Annotated in this window: 17 protein-coding genes; 9 read left to right on the forward strand and 8 right to left on the reverse strand. The window is 74.4% G+C overall.

Features of this window, described 5'->3' with window-relative positions; genetic code table 11:
• From I4I78_RS06145 to I4I78_RS06170, 6 genes are all read right to left on the reverse strand, one after another.
• On the reverse strand, positions 1–596 hold a 596-nt coding region (locus I4I78_RS06145), incomplete at its 3' end, for a 3-oxoacid CoA-transferase subunit B (protein WP_218610215.1).
• On the reverse strand, positions 593–1,342 hold the full coding sequence (locus I4I78_RS06150; protein WP_218610216.1) for a CoA transferase subunit A: 750 nt from the start codon (positions 1,340–1,342) through the stop codon (positions 593–595). The genes I4I78_RS06145 and I4I78_RS06150, both read right to left, overlap by 4 nt.
• 121 nt (positions 1,343–1,463) lie before the next feature.
• Positions 1,464–2,672 (reverse strand): MFS transporter, encoded by a 1,209-nt coding sequence (locus I4I78_RS06155; RefSeq protein ID WP_218610217.1) that lies wholly within the window; start codon positions 2,670–2,672, stop codon positions 1,464–1,466.
• Positions 2,669–3,364, reverse strand: coding sequence for a FadR/GntR family transcriptional regulator (locus tag I4I78_RS06160; protein ID WP_218610218.1), 696 nt, complete (start codon positions 3,362–3,364; stop codon positions 2,669–2,671). The genes I4I78_RS06155 and I4I78_RS06160 overlap by 4 nt, the downstream gene beginning before the upstream one ends.
• 64 nt (positions 3,365–3,428) lie before the next feature.
• Positions 3,429–4,337 carry an MOSC domain-containing protein gene (locus I4I78_RS06165; protein ID WP_218610219.1) on the reverse strand — a complete coding sequence of 303 codons (909 nt, stop codon included), beginning with the start codon at positions 4,335–4,337 and terminating at the stop codon, positions 3,429–3,431.
• Between the two features lie 68 nt (positions 4,338–4,405).
• A complete protein-coding gene (locus I4I78_RS06170) occupies positions 4,406–5,053 on the reverse strand; it encodes an HAD hydrolase-like protein (protein WP_218610220.1) in 648 nt (215 codons plus the stop codon).
• Positions 5,054–5,103: 50 nt separating this feature from the next.
• Here I4I78_RS06170 and pcaB point away from each other — a divergent pair, with 50 nt between their 5' ends.
• From pcaB to I4I78_RS06200, 6 genes are all read left to right on the forward strand, one after another.
• A complete protein-coding gene (gene pcaB, locus I4I78_RS06175; RefSeq protein ID WP_218610221.1) occupies positions 5,104–6,249 on the forward strand; it encodes a 3-carboxy-cis,cis-muconate cycloisomerase in 1,146 nt (381 codons plus the stop codon).
• A complete protein-coding gene (locus I4I78_RS06180; RefSeq protein ID WP_218610222.1) occupies positions 6,246–7,058 on the forward strand; it encodes an IclR family transcriptional regulator C-terminal domain-containing protein in 813 nt (270 codons plus the stop codon). The genes pcaB and I4I78_RS06180 overlap by 4 nt, the downstream gene beginning before the upstream one ends.
• 35 nt (positions 7,059–7,093) lie before the next feature.
• Complete coding sequence (locus I4I78_RS06185) at positions 7,094–7,603, forward strand: nuclear transport factor 2 family protein (RefSeq protein ID WP_218610223.1); 510 nt, start codon at positions 7,094–7,096, stop codon at positions 7,601–7,603.
• A gap of 351 nt (positions 7,604–7,954) precedes the next feature.
• Positions 7,955–9,094 (forward strand): LLM class flavin-dependent oxidoreductase, encoded by a 1,140-nt coding sequence (locus tag I4I78_RS06190; RefSeq protein ID WP_308251932.1) that lies wholly within the window; start codon positions 7,955–7,957, stop codon positions 9,092–9,094.
• Positions 9,094–10,437, forward strand: coding sequence for an NtaA/DmoA family FMN-dependent monooxygenase (locus I4I78_RS06195; protein ID WP_218610224.1), 1,344 nt, complete (start codon positions 9,094–9,096; stop codon positions 10,435–10,437). Before I4I78_RS06190 ends, I4I78_RS06195 begins: the two co-directional genes overlap by 1 nt.
• 77 nt (positions 10,438–10,514) lie before the next feature.
• The gene (locus tag I4I78_RS06200; RefSeq protein ID WP_218610225.1) at positions 10,515–11,597 is read left to right on the forward strand and encodes a winged helix DNA-binding domain-containing protein; all 1,083 of its coding nucleotides are present in this window, start codon (positions 10,515–10,517) and stop codon (positions 11,595–11,597) included.
• Here I4I78_RS06200 and I4I78_RS06205 read toward each other — a convergent pair whose 3' ends face one another.
• Positions 11,598–11,819 (reverse strand): hypothetical protein, encoded by a 222-nt coding sequence (locus I4I78_RS06205; protein ID WP_218610226.1) that lies wholly within the window; start codon positions 11,817–11,819, stop codon positions 11,598–11,600.
• 86 nt (positions 11,820–11,905) lie between these two features.
• Between I4I78_RS06205 and I4I78_RS06210 the strand changes: the two genes are divergently transcribed.
• From I4I78_RS06210 to I4I78_RS06220, 3 genes are all read left to right on the forward strand, one after another.
• Positions 11,906–12,871 carry a GlxA family transcriptional regulator gene (locus tag I4I78_RS06210; RefSeq protein WP_218610227.1) on the forward strand — a complete coding sequence of 322 codons (966 nt, stop codon included), beginning with the start codon at positions 11,906–11,908 and terminating at the stop codon, positions 12,869–12,871.
• A gap of 140 nt (positions 12,872–13,011) precedes the next feature.
• Positions 13,012–13,932, forward strand: a complete 921-nt coding sequence (locus I4I78_RS06215; RefSeq protein ID WP_218610228.1) for a PaaI family thioesterase — start codon at positions 13,012–13,014, stop codon at positions 13,930–13,932.
• Between the two features lie 66 nt (positions 13,933–13,998).
• Positions 13,999–15,357: an FAD-dependent oxidoreductase gene (locus I4I78_RS06220; RefSeq protein WP_218610229.1), complete on the forward strand. Its 1,359-nt coding sequence runs from the start codon at positions 13,999–14,001 to the stop codon at positions 15,355–15,357.
• Here I4I78_RS06220 and I4I78_RS06225 read toward each other — a convergent pair.
• A complete protein-coding gene (locus I4I78_RS06225) occupies positions 15,335–15,628 on the reverse strand; it encodes a hypothetical protein (RefSeq protein WP_218610230.1) in 294 nt (97 codons plus the stop codon). The genes I4I78_RS06220 and I4I78_RS06225 overlap by 23 nt on opposite strands.
• Positions 15,629–15,658: the final 30 nt, after the last annotated feature.

Raw genomic sequence — 15,658 nt, forward strand, 5'->3', positions numbered from 1 at the left:
TCGACCAGGGTCAGGCCGTTGTCGGTGACGTCGATGACGGCCAGGTCGGTGACGATCCGGTCCACGCAGGCCAGGCCGGTGATCGGCAGGGCGCACCTCTCGAGGATCTTCGGGGACCCGTCCCTGGTCGTGTGCTCCATCATCACGATCACGCGACGGGCGCCGTGGACCAGGTCCATCGCCCCGCCCATGCCCTTGATCATCTTGCCGGGGATGGCCCAGCTGGCCAGGTCACCGGCCACGCTGACCTCCATCGCACCCAGCACGGCGACGTCGAGGTGCACGCCGCGGATCATCCCGAAGCTGTCCGAGGAGGCGAAGTAGCTGCTGCCGGGCAGCGTCGTGACGGTCTCCTTGCCGGCGTTGATCAGGTCCGGGTCGACCTCGTCGTCGGTCGGGTAGGGGCCGACACCGAGGATGCCGTTCTCGGAGTGCAGCACCACCGTGCGGCCGTCCGGGATGAACCCGGGGACCAGCGTCGGCATGCCGATCCCGAGGTTGACGTAGGAGCCGTCGGGCAGCTCCTGCGCGACCCGCGCCGCGATCTCGTCCTTGCTCAGACCCTGGACCGTGTCCTGCTCGACCGCGTTGCTCATGACTCCCGCACCGTCCTGAACTCGACCTTCTTCTCCACGTCCGGCACGTGCACCACGCGCTGCACGAAGATGCCGGGGGTGTGCACGTCGTCCGGGTCGATCTCGCCCGGCTCCACCAGGTGTTCGACCTGCGCGATCGTGATCCGCCCGGCGGCCGCGCAGTCCGGGTTGAAGTTGCGCGAGCTGCGGCGGTAGACGAGGTTGCCGTGCCGGTCGCCGGTGTAGGCGTGCACCAGCGCGTAGTCCGGGGTCAGCGCGCGCTCGAGGACGTATCCCACGCCGTCGAACTCGCGGACCTCCTTCGCGGGTGAGGTCACCGCGACCGAGCCGTCGGCGTGGTAGCGCCACGGCAGGCCGCCCTCGGCGACCATCGTGCCGACGCCGGCCGGGGTGTAGAACGCCGGGATGCCGTTGCCGCCGGCGCGCAGCCGTTCGGCCATCGTGCCCTGCGGCGTGAGCTCCAGCTCGAGCTCGCCGGCCAGGTACTGGCGGGCGAACTCCTTGTTGTTGCCGACGTAGGAGCCGATCGTGCGCCGGATCCGGCCGGCGGCGAGCAGGTTGCCCAGCCCGAACCCGTCCACGCCGAGGTTGTTCGAGATCGTCTCCAGGTCGGTCGCGCCCTGGGCGATGAGGGCCTCGATCAGCACCGTCGGCACTCCGGACATGCCGAACCCGCCGACGGCGAGCGAGGCCCCGTCCCCGATGTCCGCCACGGCCTCCGACGCGGAGGCCACCACCTTGTCCATCACCGGGGCTCCCTCGCGTCCGACCACGTCCTCATGGAGCGTGAGGCTACCGCATTGTGCGAGGAACGGACAGTCGTGCGCTATGCGAACACTCGGGCGAACGCTGCTGGTCGAGCGCAGGTCAGACGACGGTGCGGTTGCGCCCCGCGAGCATCCCCGCGACGAGGGCGACGGCCAGCATGGCGAGCACGACCAGCAGCGGCGGCGTCCAGGAGCCGGTGGCGTCGTGCAGCGCCCCGATCGCCGGGGGTCCGGCCGCGGCCACCAGGTAGCCCACGCACTGGGCCATGCCGGACAACGTCCCGGCCCGGTGGTGGTCGCGGGTGCGCAGCCCGAACAGCGACAGCGCGAACACGACCCCGCCCCCGACGCCGATCCCGATCGTCGCCACCCACAGCACCGCCAGCGACGGCACCGCCAGGATCCCGGCGACGCCCAGCCCGCACAGCACCGCGTAGGCGGCGGCGAGCGGCCGCTGGTCGGGCAGGCGCTGTATCAGGGCAGCGGCCGAGAGAGCCCCGCCGATGCTCAGGATCTGCATCACGAACTGGTGCCATCCGGCGGCCGCCGCGCTCGTGCCGACGGCCTGCTCGATCGAGGGCAGGAACGTGATCAGCGTGTAGTAGACCGTCGACTGCAGGCCCATGAACACCGTCACCTGCCATGCCAGCGCCGAGCGCCAGATCGGCCGGACGGCTGCGCCGGCCGAGCCCGCCACCGGGAGTGGTGGCGCGACGGCGGCGCGGTGCCGCATCCGTGGCCAGAACACCGCGAGACCGACCAGCGCGAGCCCGGCCCAGATCCCGAGCGAGAGCCGCCAGCCCTCCTGGACCGTCCCGGCGATCGGGACGGCCAGGCCCGCCGCGACCGCGGCGGCGGCGCTCTGCACCGACGAGTAGAGCCCGGTCATCGCCCCGATGCGGTCCGGGTGGTCGCGCTTGACGAGCACCGGCAGCACGACGTTGAGGAACGCGACCGCGATGCCGAGCCCGGCCGTCCCCGCCCACAGCGCCGCGACGCCCCACGGCGCGGACCGCACCACGATCGCGACCGCCAGCAGGGCCAGGGACGCGCCCAGCACACGTTCGACGCCGAACCGCCGGGCCACCGCGGGCGCGACCGGCGAGAGCAGTGCGAACGCGACCAGCGGCACGCTGATCAGCGCGGACGCCGTCGAGCTCGCCAGTCCGAGGTCGGTGCGCAGGTTCTCGAGCACCGGGCCGACCGCGGTGATGCCCGCCCGCAGGTTCGCCCCGATCAGCAACAACCCGACCAGCAGCAGCGACGCCCGCGTGCCCCGCGGCGTCGCCGTGCCGGGTGCCGCGGTCACGGTGCCCCGGTCCGGTGCGAGCGGCGCACGATCTGCGCGGCGAGGGACTCCGCGCGGTCCGGGTCGCCCGCGGCGATCGCGTCGAGCAGGTCGCTGTGGCAGGCGTTGAGCTCGCGGTTGCGGGCGAGGAACGTGGCGAAGTCCGGCGTCGCCGACACGGCCTCGATGTGTTCGGCCAGGCCCTCGAGGTTCTCGTGCAGCTCGGCGAGCAGCGCGTTGCCCGACGCGGCGACGACGGCCCGGTGGAAGGCCAGGTCCGCGGCCGCGAACGCCCGCGCGTCGGCGGCGTGGTCGCGCTCGCGCAGCGCCGCGCCGATCGTGTCGAGCTCGGACGGGGTGGCCCGGGTCGAGGCGAGCCGGGCGCCCTGGCACTCCAGCATCGACCGGACCTCCGCGGCGTCGCCCGGGCCGCCGCGGCGCGCCCGCCGCTCCAGGACGGCGCGCAGCTCGCTGCTCGCGCGCACGTAGGTGCCGTCTCCGGGGCGGGCGTCGAGCAGGCCGGCGTGCACGAGCGAGCGCAGCGCCTCGCGCACGCTGTTGCGGCTCACGCCCAGCTCCGCGACCAGCGCGCTCTCCGACGGGATCCGCATGCCGACCGGCCAGTCGCCGGAGTCGATGCGGTCGCGCATCCCCTCCGCGAGCTGCGTCGAGAGGGGGACGTTGCGGTGCAGCCCCTCGAGTCCTGCGCTCATGAGCCAAACGTAGGACAGCTGGACGGACCACCACAACCGCGGGGGCCGTGGTGTGCCGGGCTACTCAGCCGGCGGCGGCGACCGGGGTCGAGTGCGGGTCGCCGACGGCGATCTCGCCCTGCTCGGCGATCTCGGCGTACACCCCGGCGCAGGCCCACGTCCCGCCGATCTGCGGGATCTCGATCCGGTTGTGCTTCGCGATCCCACGCAGCGTGTCCGCGTCGTCGGGCAGGTCGCCCTGCCCGAGGGTGGTCATCACGCAGCGCATGGTCGCGAACGAGAACGTGATCGCGGCCGTGTCGCCGATGGTGCTGGTCGACCCCGGCCAGTCGTTCTCCACGAACCCGGCCTGGTCCCCACCGAGCACGATGTTCGGCCGGTACCGGAGCGGGTCGTAGGTCGCGTCCGGGGTCAGCTCGCGGAGGCGGTCGAGGGTGGACTCGGTGAGCACGTGCAGCGAGGACAGGTCGAAGAACGTGCCCGGCGCGCCGAACGCGGAGATGTCGAACTTGCTGATCACCTCGCCGGAGTCCTCGTGCCGGATCGTGGTGTCCTCGATCAGCTGACGCGGGGCGAGCTGCTGCGGGGTCAGCCCCTCGATGTCGGGCCACAGCTCCTCGAAGTAGCTGCCCTCCGGCGGGACCGAGATCAGCGTGACGTCGCGGCCCAGCGCCGTCGACAGCGCCTTGTCGATGCCCTCGTCGTCGCTGCGCAGTGTCGAGCCGTCCGGGAAGGTGATCTCCACCGGCGGCGCCGCGTCCCCGTGCACCGGCTCGGCGACGAACCGCGCGGAGAAGCTCAGCAGGTCCTTCCAGCGCTTCGGGACCTTGGCGCTGGCGATGACGCCGGTCTCGGTGTCGAGGATCGCGTAGGCGCGGTCCCCGAGGATCCCGCGTTCGGTGATGGTGGCCCGGGGGATGGACTCCCCGAGCATCGACTTGACCGGGTACCGGAAGAGCGCGACGACCGTCATGACCTGTGTATATCGTCCGCGGATCGCCCCGGACACGGGCCGATCGGAGGGGGCGTGACGGCCGGTCCTCAGCTGAGGAGGGCCGCCTGCAGATCGGCCGCGGATGCGTGGACGGCGAGGGCCCCGGCCTCGACGAGTTCACCCGGTTGCGCGTACCCCCACCCGGCGCCGTGGCAGTCCAGGCCGTGCGCGCGGGACCCGACCACGTCGTGGCTGCGGTCGCCGACCATCAGCGGGGCGTCCGCGCCGGACGGGTGGCCGAGCAGGCGCAGCGCCTCGCCGACGACGGCGGCCTTGGTCGGGCGCTGCGCGTCGCGGGTGTCGCCGACGATCTCGGTGAACAGGTCGGTCCAGCCCTGGTTGGCCAGGATCTTGCGGGCCGCGTGTTCGGCCTTGCTGGTGGCCAGCGCCATCACCACGCCGGCCCCGGACAGCGCGCGCAGCAGGTCCTCCACGCCGGGGTAAGGGGTGGAGGCGTCCAGCCCGCCCTCCTCGGAGTAGATCCGGCGGTAGACCGGCATCACCGCGGCCGCGGTCTCGACGCCGACGATCGGGGGCAGCGAGTCGTAGAGCGGCGGACCGAGCAGGCGTTCGTCGAGGGTGGCCGGATCGTAGTCGGCGCCGACCTCGTCGAACGCGCGGCGCAGCGAACCGAGGATGCCGGGGGCGGAGTCGACGAGGGTGCCGTCGAGGTCGAGCAGGATGTGGGTCAGCACGGCGTCCATCATTCCTGATGCCCCCGGACGCCTGCCGTACGCTCGTACGCATGCCGAACGAGTTGTTCGACCCGCTCTACGGGGTGGACCGGGTGGCGACCGTGCTGGACGGCGGTGCGTGGATCGCGGCCCTGCTCGAGGTCGAGCTGGCGCTGACCAACGCCGCCGCCGAGGCGGGGCTGGTCGACGAGCGCGACGCGGACGCCGTCGAGCCGGCGCTCGGGGCGATCCGGGTCGGCCCGGCGGAGCTGGGCGCCGAGGCCGCCGAGGGCGGCAACCCGGTGATCCCGCTGGTCCGCCGCCTGCGCTCGGCCGTGGAGGACGTCCATACCGGCGCCGGCCGGGCGGTGCACCCCGGCGCCACCAGCCAGGACGTGATGGACACCGCGCTGGTGCTGCTCACCCGCCGCGCCGGGTCGCGGGTCGTCGAGGACCTGCGGGCCGCCGCCGACGCCGCGGCCGACCTGGCCGCCGCGCACCGCGACACCCCGTGCGCCGCGCGCACCCTGGGCCAGCAGGCCCTGCCGACGACGTTCGGCGCGGTCGCCGCGTCCTGGTGCGCCGGGCTGGACCGGGCCGCCGATCGGCTGGCCGAGGTGCTCGACGCACTGCCGGTGCAGTTCGGTGGCGCCGCCGGGACGCTCGCCGCCTCCTACCCGCACGGCCCGGCCGTCGCCGACGGGCTCGCCGCCCGGCTCGGGCTGGCCCGCCAGGGCGTGCCGTGGCACACCGAGCGGACCCGGATCGGCGAGCTCGCCGGAGCGCTCGGCGTCGCGGCGGGGGCGTGCGCGAAGCCCGCGACCGACGTCGTGCTGCTCTCGGCGACCGAGCTGGGGGAGGTGTCCGAGGCCGCGCCGGGGGACTCGTCGTCGATGCCGCACAAGCGCAACCCGGTGGCCGCGGTGACCGCGCGGGCGTCGGCGCGGCGTGCGCCCGGGCTGGTCGCGACGCTGCTGGCGTCGATGGACCACGAGCACCAGCGCGCGGCCGGGCCCTGGCACACGGAGTGGGTGACGCTGTCGGAGCTGCTGCGGGCCGGCGCGGGTGCGGCATCGCGGCTGCGGACCTGCCTGCAGGGCCTCTCGGCGCACCCGGCCGCGATGGCGCGCAACCTCGCCCTGGCCGCGGGTGAGCACGACGGGCCGCACCACGCGGGGGACCTGGTGGACCGGGTGCTGGCCCAGAGGTCGCAGTGACCGGCGGCGGGGGCGGGCCGCACCCGGACCACGTGCAGTCGCTCGTGCGCGGGCTCGCGGTGATCCGCGCGTTCGACGCCGAGCACCCGGAGCAGACGCTGTCCGACGTCGCCCGCGCCACCGACCTGACCCGCGCCGCGGCGCGGCGGTTCCTGCTCACGCTCGTCGACCTCGGCTACGTGCGCACCGACGGACGGCGGTTCGCGCTCACCCCGCGCGTGCTGGAGCTGGGCCACTCCTACCTGTCGTCGATGGGGCTGCCCGAGATCGCGGCGCCGCACCTGGAGGCGCTGGTCGGGCGGGTGCGGGAGTCGGCGTCGGTGTCGGTGCTCGACGGGGCGCCGGACGCCCCTGCCGGCGATTACGACGTCGTCTACGTGGCCCGGGTCCCGACGTCGCGGATCATGACGGTGACGATCACGATCGGCACCCGCTTCCCCGCGTACGCGACGTCGATGGGGCGGGTGCTGCTCGCGGCGCTTCCCGGGCCCGAGCTCGACGCGTACCTGGCGCACCTTCGTCCCGATGCGCTGACCGACCGCACGCTGGCCGACCCGGTGGCGTTGCGCGCGGAGCTGGACCGGGTCCGGGCCGACGGGTTCTGCGTCGTCGACCAGGAGCTGGAGGCGGGGCTGCGCTCGCTGGCGGTGCCGGTGCACGACCGTTCCGGCACGGTGGTGGCCGCGGCGAACGTGTCCACGCACGCCTCGCGCGGCACGGTCGAGAGCCTGCGCGGGGACGTGCTCCCCGAGCTGCGGGTGTGTGCGGCCGCCATCGAGGCGGACCTGCGCGCCACCGCCGGCCGTTGACCCCGCCCGTTGACCACCGGTCGAGGATGGGTGCCATGGACGTACTGCCCCTGATCACGCGCTACTACGACGGCTGCAGCACCGGCGACGTCGAGGCCATGACGGCGACGCTGCACCCGGACGTCGTGCACTACTTCCTGGCGCCGAACGTCGGGTCCGCCCCGGTGGTGGGCGCCGAGCACCTGGCCCGGTACTGGCGCAAGGTGCAGGCCCGGATCGAGGCTCGGTGGGTCGTCGACCACGCCCTGGTCGGTGGATCTCCGGGCGGCGGTTCCCCGGGGGGCGGCACCTCGGACGGCGGCACCTCGGACGAGGGGGAGGCCGTCATCGAGTGGACGATGTTCTGGCGCCCGCCCGGGTCCGACGCGCGGGTCGCGACGCGCGGGGCCGAGTGGTTCACCGTCGAGGGCGGCCTGATCCGGGAGATCCGCTCCTACTACCAGCAGCGCGAGCACACCACCGAGCTCGACGCGTTCGACTATCCCGGCCGCGGCTACTCGGCCCCCGGCGCGGAGCACAGCTCGGTGCACCGACCGTCCGGCTGAACCCGGCAGGGCCCGGCCCACCGCACGCGAGGTGCGCTCCATCGCTCCGCGTGAGCCGGCGGAGCGCAACCAGGCGCATCTCGCGTGCGGTCCGTCGCCCTGCCTCCGGGGAGCGCGCAGCCGGGAACGCCGCAGCCGGGGAGCGGCCGCAGCCGGGGAGCGGCCGCAGCCGGGGAGCGCCGCGGCCGGGGAGCGCCGCGGCTGGGGAACATGGCAGCTGGGGAACATGGCAGCTGGGGAACATGGCAGCTGGGGAACATGGCAGCTGGGGAACATGGCAGCTGGGGAACAACCCCGCGACCGGGGCGCGTTCCCCGGGGGAGACCAGCACACGCGGGGATCGGAGGCACGGTGAGCGGACGCATGCATCTGGCCGTCGAGCTGGGCGGGGCCGGGCGCCATCCCGGAGCCTGGCGACTGCCCGGCGCCGACGCCGAGAACCTGTTCACGGCCGAGCACCACCTGTCGCTGGTGCGCACGGCGGCACGCGGCGGGCTCGACCTCGTCGCGCTCACCGACTCGTTCGTCCCGCCGGGGGACGACCCGGACGCGCTGCGCGGGTCGCTGGACGCGGTCGCGATCGCCGCGCGGGTCGCGCCGGTGGTGCCCGGGATCGGCCTGGTGCCGACCGCCACCGTGACCCACACGGAGCCGTTCCACCTGTCCAAGGCGATCGCCACGCTGGACCTGGTGTCCACGGGGCGCGCAGGATGGGAGCCCGCGGTGTCGCGCACGCCGTCCGAGGCGGAGCTGTTCGGTCGCAAGGACGCCGCCGACCCGGAGGTCCTCTGGCGGGAGGCCTCGGAGGTGATCGACGTCGTCGTCCGACTCTGGGACTCCTGGGAGGACGACGCGGTGATCCGGGACGAGCCGACCGGGCGTTTCGTCGACCGGGACAAGCTGCACTACGTCGACTTCGACGGCGAGTTCTTCTCCGTCAAGGGACCCTCGATCACCCCGCGCTCGCCGCAGGCGCACCCGCCGATCGTGCTGCGCGGTGACGAGCCGTCCGCGGTGCCGGTCGCCGCGCGGTGGGCCGACGTCGTCCGGATCGCGGCGCCGACCGTCGCCGCGGCGGCGGAGCTGCGCGACCAGGTGCGCACCGCCGTCGCCGACGCCGGGCGGGACCCGGCCGCGGTGACGGTGCTGCTCGACGTCGAGACCCTCGTCGGTGGGGACCTGGCGCAGCTCGACGCGCTCGCCCCGGCCGGAGCGGACACCGGCCCGCGCGGGCTGCGCCACGTCGGGGACGCGGCCGGGCTCGCCGCCCTGCTGCGTGAGGCGCGCGACGCCGCGGACGGGTTCACCCTGGTGCCGCTGGCGTTGCCGTCCGGGCTGGACCGGATCGTCGACGAGGTGCTGCCCGCACTCGGCGACGCATGGACCCCGGCCCCGGAGGGAACCCTGCGGGAGCGACTCGGTCTCGCGCGGCCGGCGAACAGGTACGAGCGGAGCTCGCGGAGCGAGCCTCGGCACGAGGGAGCCCGGTGATGACGAAGAAGCAGGTGCACCTCGCGGCGCACTTCCCGGGCGTCAACAACACCACGGTCTGGAGCGACCCGGCCTCGGGCAGCCAGACCGACTTCTCCTCGTTCGTGCACTTCGCGCAGACCGCCGAGCGCGGGCTGTTCGACTTCCTGTTCCTGGCCGAGGGACTGCGGCTGCGCGAGCACCGCGGACGGATCCACGACCTCGACGTCGTGGGGCGCCCGGACACGTTCACCGTGCTGAACGCGATCGCCGCGGTCACCACGCACCTCGGGCTCGGCGGGACGATCAACACCACGTTCAACGAGCCCTACGAGCTGGCCCGGCAGTTCGCGTCGCTGGACCACCTCTCCGGTGGCCGAGCGGCGTGGAACCTGGTGACCAGCTCGGACGCGTTCACCGGCGAGAACTTCCGCCGGGGCGGCTTCCTGGACCCCTCGGACCGCTACCAGCGGGCCGGCGACATCCTGGCCGCGGCCACGGAGCTGTGGCTCTCGTGGGACGGCGACGACGTGCCCGAGGTACGGCACCGCAGCGCCCAGTTCGACTTCCACGGGCGGTTCACGCTGCCGCCGACCCCGCAGGGACACCCGGTGCTGATCCAGTCCGGGGACTCCGAGCAGGGCCGCGAGTTCGGCGCCGCCACCGCCGACGCCATCTTCTCCCGGCACTCGACGATCGAGGCGGGGCAGCGGTTCTACCGCGACATGAAGGACCGGCTGCCCCGGTACGAACGCGCCGAGGCCGACCTGACGATCCTGCCCGCGGCCACGTTCGTCGTCGGCGACACCGAGGCCGACGCCGAGGAGCGCGCCGAGCACGTGCGCCGCGCGCAGGTCTCGCCGCAGACCGCGATCGCGTTCCTGGAGCAGGTCTGGGGCCGGGACCTGTCGGCCTACGACCCGGACGGCCCGCTGCCCGACGTCGACCCGGACCCGGACGCCGCGTCGATCACCCGCGGGCGGGTCCGGCACGAGAAGGACACCCTGCAGGTCGCGAACGACTGGCGGGACCTGGCCGCGTCGACGAAGGGCAGCGCGCCCGGCGGCGGGCTCACCATCCGCGAGCTGATCATCGAGACGACGGCGCGGCAGTCGTTCGTCGGGACGCCCGCGCAGGTCGCCGCCCAGATCGACGACGCCGTGCAGGCCGACGCCTCGGACGGGTTCATCCTGATCCCGCACCTGGTGCCGGGCGGGCTCGACGAGTTCGTCGACACCGTGATCCCGGAGCTGCAGGACCGCGGCGCCTACCGCAGCGCCTACGCCGGCACCACCCTGCGCGACCACCTCGGCCTGCGCCGCCCGACGACGGCGGAGGTCGCCGACTCCCGACGCTCGGCCTGACGGCCCGTGCGCGGACATGGCCGCCCCGGCGACGATATCCGCGCACGACCGGTGGAGTGGTGCGTCAGACTGCGCCGGTGCCGGGACGCGAGCGGGTACTGACCGACGACGCGTGCCTGCGCGCGCTGCTGGCGCGACAGCTGCTGCTGGAGCGGTCCACGCTGACGCCGGTCCGGGCGCTGGAACGGGTGTGCGGGCTGCAGACCCAGCACGCGCCGTCGGGGTACCTGGGCCTGCACGCGCGGGTGGAGGGCTTCGAGCGGGCCGACCTCACCGCGGCGCTGACCCGGGGCCGGGCGGTGCAGGCCTGGGCGATGCGCAGCACGATCCACATGCTCGCCGCGCGGGACCGTCCGGTGTTCGCCGACGCCGTCCGGGACGGGCAGCGAGTGGCCTGGCTGCGCGCGCGGACGGGGCCGACCGGCGAGGACATGTCCGCCGCGGCCGAGGCCGTGCGCGGGCACCTCGCCGACGGCCCGCTGCGCCAGGCCGAGATCACCGCCCGGCTCGGGTCCGACGGCCTGCGCGCGGACGCGTTCCCCGGTCTGCAGCACTGGGTGGATCTGGTGCGGGTGCCCCCGGCGGGTACGTGGGAGACGCCGCGGGCGCACGTGTACGGTCTCGCGCCGCGACCACCCGCCGGCGCGGAGACAGCAGGCGCCGGTACGGCGACCGATCCCGATGCGGCCCGCACCGAGCTGGTCCGCCGGTACCTGCGGGCGTTCGGGCCGGCCACGGCGCAGGACGTCGCACGGTTCGCCGGGTTCGGGGTCGGCACGGCCCGGACGGCGCTGGCCGGGCTGGAGCTGCGCCGCTTCCACGACGAACGCGGCGCCGAGCTGCTCGACGTCCCGCGTGCGCCGCTGCCGGACGCCGCGTCCCCGGCGCCGGTGCGGTTCCTCGGCCCGTTCGACGCGGTGCTGCTGCTCGGGCACGCGGCGCGGACGCGGATCGTGCCTGCGCCGTTCCGGTCCCGGGTGTTCGCCACGACGATGCCGCGCTCCACGCCGACGTTCCTCGTCGACGGCCGGGTGGCCGGGACGTGGGCGCACCGCGACGGGCGGATCGCCTGGGAGCCGTTCACCGACCTCGCGCCCCGCGACCGGCGGGCGGTCGACGAGGAGGCCGAGCGGCTACGGGCCTGGTGGGTAGGCACATGATCATGGCCGTGCGGCGAGCAGCTCGGCCAGCAACCTGGCGCGGTCCCGGTCGGGACGGTCCGCCCCGGCCCACGGCCCGGCCGGCTCCGGACCGACCGGAGCCAGGACGTCGCGGCGCTCCCGCCACCGGCTCCAGGCCGCGCGGGCGAGCGACGTCACCCGGGTGCCCGTGGCGGACGGGGTAGGGGCGGCGGAGGGACTGGTGCAGGCTGCGATGGTCATGGCAGAAATGCTGCGCCCGTCGCGATCCCGCCAGAAGTGGCAGGAGCGTCATGGACAGACAAATTCCTGCCACGTACCGTCGGCCCGTGCTCAGAAGCGTCGCCGCCCTCGTCCTGCCCGAGCTCGCGGTGTTCGAGTTCGGCGTGCTCACCGAGGTCTTCGGGCTCGACCGCTCCGACGACGGGCTGCCGGTGCTCGACTTCCGGGTCTGCGGGCCGCAGGCCGGTGTGCCGCTGGAGACGACCTCCGGCGCCCAGATCGTGCCGCGCCACGGGCTCGAGGGGCTCGCCGGGGCCGACCTGGTCGCCGTGGGGGCGACACATCTGAGGGAGTACCCGCCGGAGGTGCTCGACGCGCTGCGCGCGGCGGCCCGCAACGGCGCGACCGTGCTCTCGGTGTGCAGCGGGGTGTTCGTGCTCGGCGCCGCCGGGCTGCTCGACGGGCGCCGCTGCACCGTGCACTGGCACGAGGCCGACGAGCTGCGCCGGCTGTACCCGCAGGCGGTCGTCGAGGAGGACCGGCTGTTCGTCGACGACGGCAACCTGGTCACCAGCGCGGGTACCGCGGCCGGGATCGACGCCTGCCTGCACCTGGTGCGACGCGAGCTGGGCAGCGCCGTGGTCAACGGCATCGCCCGGCGGATGGTCGTCCCGCCGCAGCGCGAGGGCGGGCAGCGCCAGTTCATCGAGCAGCCGGTCCCGGAGTGCACGTCGGACTCGCTGTCCGCGGTCCTGGACTGGATGAACGAGAACCTGCAGGTCGAGCACACGGTCGCGGACCTGGCGCGGCGGGCGGCGATGTCGCAGCGCACGTTCGCCCGCCGGTTCACCGCCGAGACCGGCACGACCCCGCACCGCTGGCTCTCCCGCCAGCGCGTCCTGCACGCCCGGCACCTGCTGGAGGAGACCGACCTTCCGATGGACGCGGTCGCGCACCGCGCCGGGTTCGGCGGCGCGGCGCTGCTGCGCCACCACTTCCGCCGCGCCGTGGGCGTGTCCCCGGCCGACTACCGGACGACGTTCCGCTGCCCGCAGGAGACGGTCCCGGCCTGAGGACGGACCCAGGTTCCTGCCGGGCAGGCTGCGTCCTACCGGGCAGGCTGCGTCCTGCCGGGTGGGCCCGGGGACGGCCGGTGAGACACGGCACAGTGCCCGGTCGCCCACGTGTGGTGGCCGTGTCGGACGATGATCCGATGGCCGCCACCACCGACCAGGACAGCCCCCGCCGACCGTCGGTCTCGGACCGGATGCGGCACGCACCGGTGGAGAGCGGGCTGGGTATGCGCCCGGTCCGCGTCGACGACGCCGGTATCGCGCTGCGTGCCCCGCTGACCCCCGGCACCCGGGACGCCACCGGCCGGGTCGTCCCGCTGCTGGTGGCGATGCTCGCCGACTCCGGGATCGGGTACCTGGTGTTCTCGGCCGCGAAGCTCGTCGCGGGGGCGCCGACCGTGGACCTGCGGATCGACCAGGTCGGCCCGGCGTCGCCGGCGGCGACGGCCGTCACGGCGGAGCTGACGCTGCTGCACCTCGACGACCGGATCGGCCTCGGGCGGGCCGAGGTCCGCGACGACACCGGCACCCTGGTCGCACACGCGGTGGCCACGATGGCGCTGACCGGCGTGCCGGAGCGTCCGGGCGGGCTGGCCGACCCCGGTTCGGGCCTGTCGGGCGCAGCGCCGGCCGGGGACGACGCCGAGCGCTCCGACCCCGCCGACTTCCGTGCGCACGTGCTCCCGTTCGACCCGGACCGCCTGCGTCCGGAGAACCTCCACACCGAGCCGGGCGCGGGCGGGGAGCCCGAGGTCGTGTTCACCCCCGGCGCGTCGGCGACGAACCTCAACGGCACCACGCACGGCGCGGTGCTGGCCGGCCTCGGGCAGGCGGCACAGAGCCTGTTCCTGACCCGGCGCGGCCCCGGGCCCCCTGCGCCGGGGGCACGCCCGTTGTCGATCAGCGTCGACTACCTGCGACCGGCCCAGGTGGACGTCGTGCTGCGGGCGCGCACCGAGCAGGTGCGTGACGGACGGCGGTTCTGGACGCTGCGCACGGAGCTGGTCCTGCCCGACGGACGGCCCGCCGTCCGGATCACCGGGAACGGGATCTGGGGCTGATCTCGGTGTTAGCGTCGTCACCGGGCGCCACCCACCACCACCGGGCGCCCGGTGAGAGGAACGACGATGTCGCAGGCACCCCGGATCGCGGTGATCGGAGCGGGCCCGTCCGGGCTCTACACCGCTGAGGCCTTGCTGAAGGAGAACCCGGACGTCACCGTCGACGTGATCGACCGGCTCCCGGCCCCCTACGGGCTGGTCCGCTACGGCGTCGCACCGGACCACCTGAAGATGAAGTCGGTCATCCGCGCGCTGGTCACCACGTTCGACGACGCGGCGCGCGTGCGGTTCCTGGGCAACGTCCGGGTCGGCGAGGACGGGATTCCCGGCGACGTACTGCGCGAGCACTACCACGCCGTCGTCTACGCATCGGGCAGCTCCGTGGACCGCCGGCTCGGCGTGCCCGGGGAGGACCTGCCCGGCAACTTCGGCTCCGGTGCGTTCGTCAGCTGGTACTGCGGACACCCGGACTCCACCCGTCTCGCGCCGGACCTGTCGCACCCCGGCGCGGTCGTCGTCGGCGCCGGCAACGTCGCCCTCGACGTGGCCCGGGTGCTGGCCCGCCCGGCGCAGGACCTGGCCGGCACCGACGCCCACGACGAGGTCGTCGACGCCCTGGCCGCCAGCGCGGTCACCGACGTGCACGTGGTGATCCGGCGCGGCCCGCAGCACGTCAAGTTCACCCCGGCCGAGCTGCGCCAGATCGGGAAGCTCGACGACGTCGAGGTGCTCGTGCACGACGACGGAGTGCTCGCCGCCGGTGTGGCCGAACCCGCCGAGCGCCGGATGCGGCAGAACCTCCAGATGCTCACCGAGTGGATCGAGAACCCGCCCGGAGCGGGCGGGAGCCGCCGGATCCACCTGCACTTCCTACGGTCCCCGGTGCGTGTACTGGGAGAACGCTCCGTCACCGGGATCGAGCTGGTGCACAACACGCTGGACGCGGAGAAGGTGCGCGCCACCGACCGGCACGAGGAGCTCGACGCCGGGATCGTCGTCCGCGCGATCGGCTACGCCGGTGAACCGATCCCCGGGCTGCCGTTCGACGAGGGGACCGGCACCGTCCCGCACGAGTCCGGGCGCGTGATGGTGGGTGACGAGCCGGTGGCCGGCAGCTACGTGGCCGGGTGGATCAAGCGCGGCCCGACCGGCGTGATCGGCACCAACAAGGGCGACGGCGCGGAGACCGCGGCGTCGGTGCTGGCCGACCTGCCCGGCCTCGCCGCGCCGGTGCACCCGGACCGCGACAGCATCCTCGAGCGGCTGCGCGAGTTCGACGTCGAGCCGGTGGACTGGGAGTCCTGGCTGCGCGTGGACGCCGAGGAGATCCGGCTCGGCGAGCAGCGTGGCGGCACCGAGCGGGTCAAGATCGCCGAGCGGGACGCGATGCTGAAGGCCGCGGTCAGTACGGGTCGACCGCGATGACCGAAGGCATGGCGAGCATCCGCTCGCTGAACGCCTCGCACTCGGCGGGGGTCATCGACAGCGTGGCGGTGACCGAGCTGTAGGCGATCCCCTCGCGGACGTCGACCGAGAACTCCCGCAGGGCGCGACCGCAGGTCTGCAGCGCGGTCGCGACCTCCATCACGCCGTCCATACCGTCGCGGGTGACGACGGTGTGCCGGCGCGGCATGCGGGTCGCGATGTCGGCGATGTCGGGGGAGAAGGTGATCGGGCGATCGGTGGTGATGCTCATGATGATGGCTCCGTGCGTTGCGCGAGAGAT

Origin of the sequence: Pseudonocardia sp. KRD291, assembly GCF_019263595.1 — a bacterium.
In the GTDB taxonomy this organism is placed as follows: Bacteria; Actinomycetota; Actinomycetes; order Mycobacteriales; family Pseudonocardiaceae; genus Pseudonocardia.

Coding starts and splice junctions, on each gene's coding strand:
- I4I78_RS06150 (WP_218610216.1), bottom strand. CDS start 1,342: ATGGACAAGGTGGTGGCCTCCGCGTCGGAGGCCGTGGCGGACATCGGG.
- I4I78_RS06160 (WP_218610218.1), bottom strand. CDS start 3,364: ATGAGCGCAGGACTCGAGGGGCTGCACCGCAACGTCCCCCTCTCGACG.
- I4I78_RS06205 (WP_218610226.1), bottom strand. CDS start 11,819: ATGACCATCGCAGCCTGCACCAGTCCCTCCGCCGCCCCTACCCCGTCC.
- I4I78_RS06165 (WP_218610219.1), bottom strand. CDS start 4,337: ATGACGGTCGTCGCGCTCTTCCGGTACCCGGTCAAGTCGATGCTCGGG.
- I4I78_RS06220 (WP_218610229.1), top strand. CDS start 13,999: ATGTCGCAGGCACCCCGGATCGCGGTGATCGGAGCGGGCCCGTCCGGG.
- I4I78_RS06225 (WP_218610230.1), bottom strand. CDS start 15,628: ATGAGCATCACCACCGATCGCCCGATCACCTTCTCCCCCGACATCGCC.
- I4I78_RS06185 (WP_218610223.1), top strand. CDS start 7,094: ATGGACGTACTGCCCCTGATCACGCGCTACTACGACGGCTGCAGCACC.
- pcaB (WP_218610221.1), top strand. CDS start 5,104: ATGCCGAACGAGTTGTTCGACCCGCTCTACGGGGTGGACCGGGTGGCG.
- I4I78_RS06195 (WP_218610224.1), top strand. CDS start 9,094: ATGACGAAGAAGCAGGTGCACCTCGCGGCGCACTTCCCGGGCGTCAAC.
- I4I78_RS06215 (WP_218610228.1), top strand. CDS start 13,012: ATGGCCGCCACCACCGACCAGGACAGCCCCCGCCGACCGTCGGTCTCG.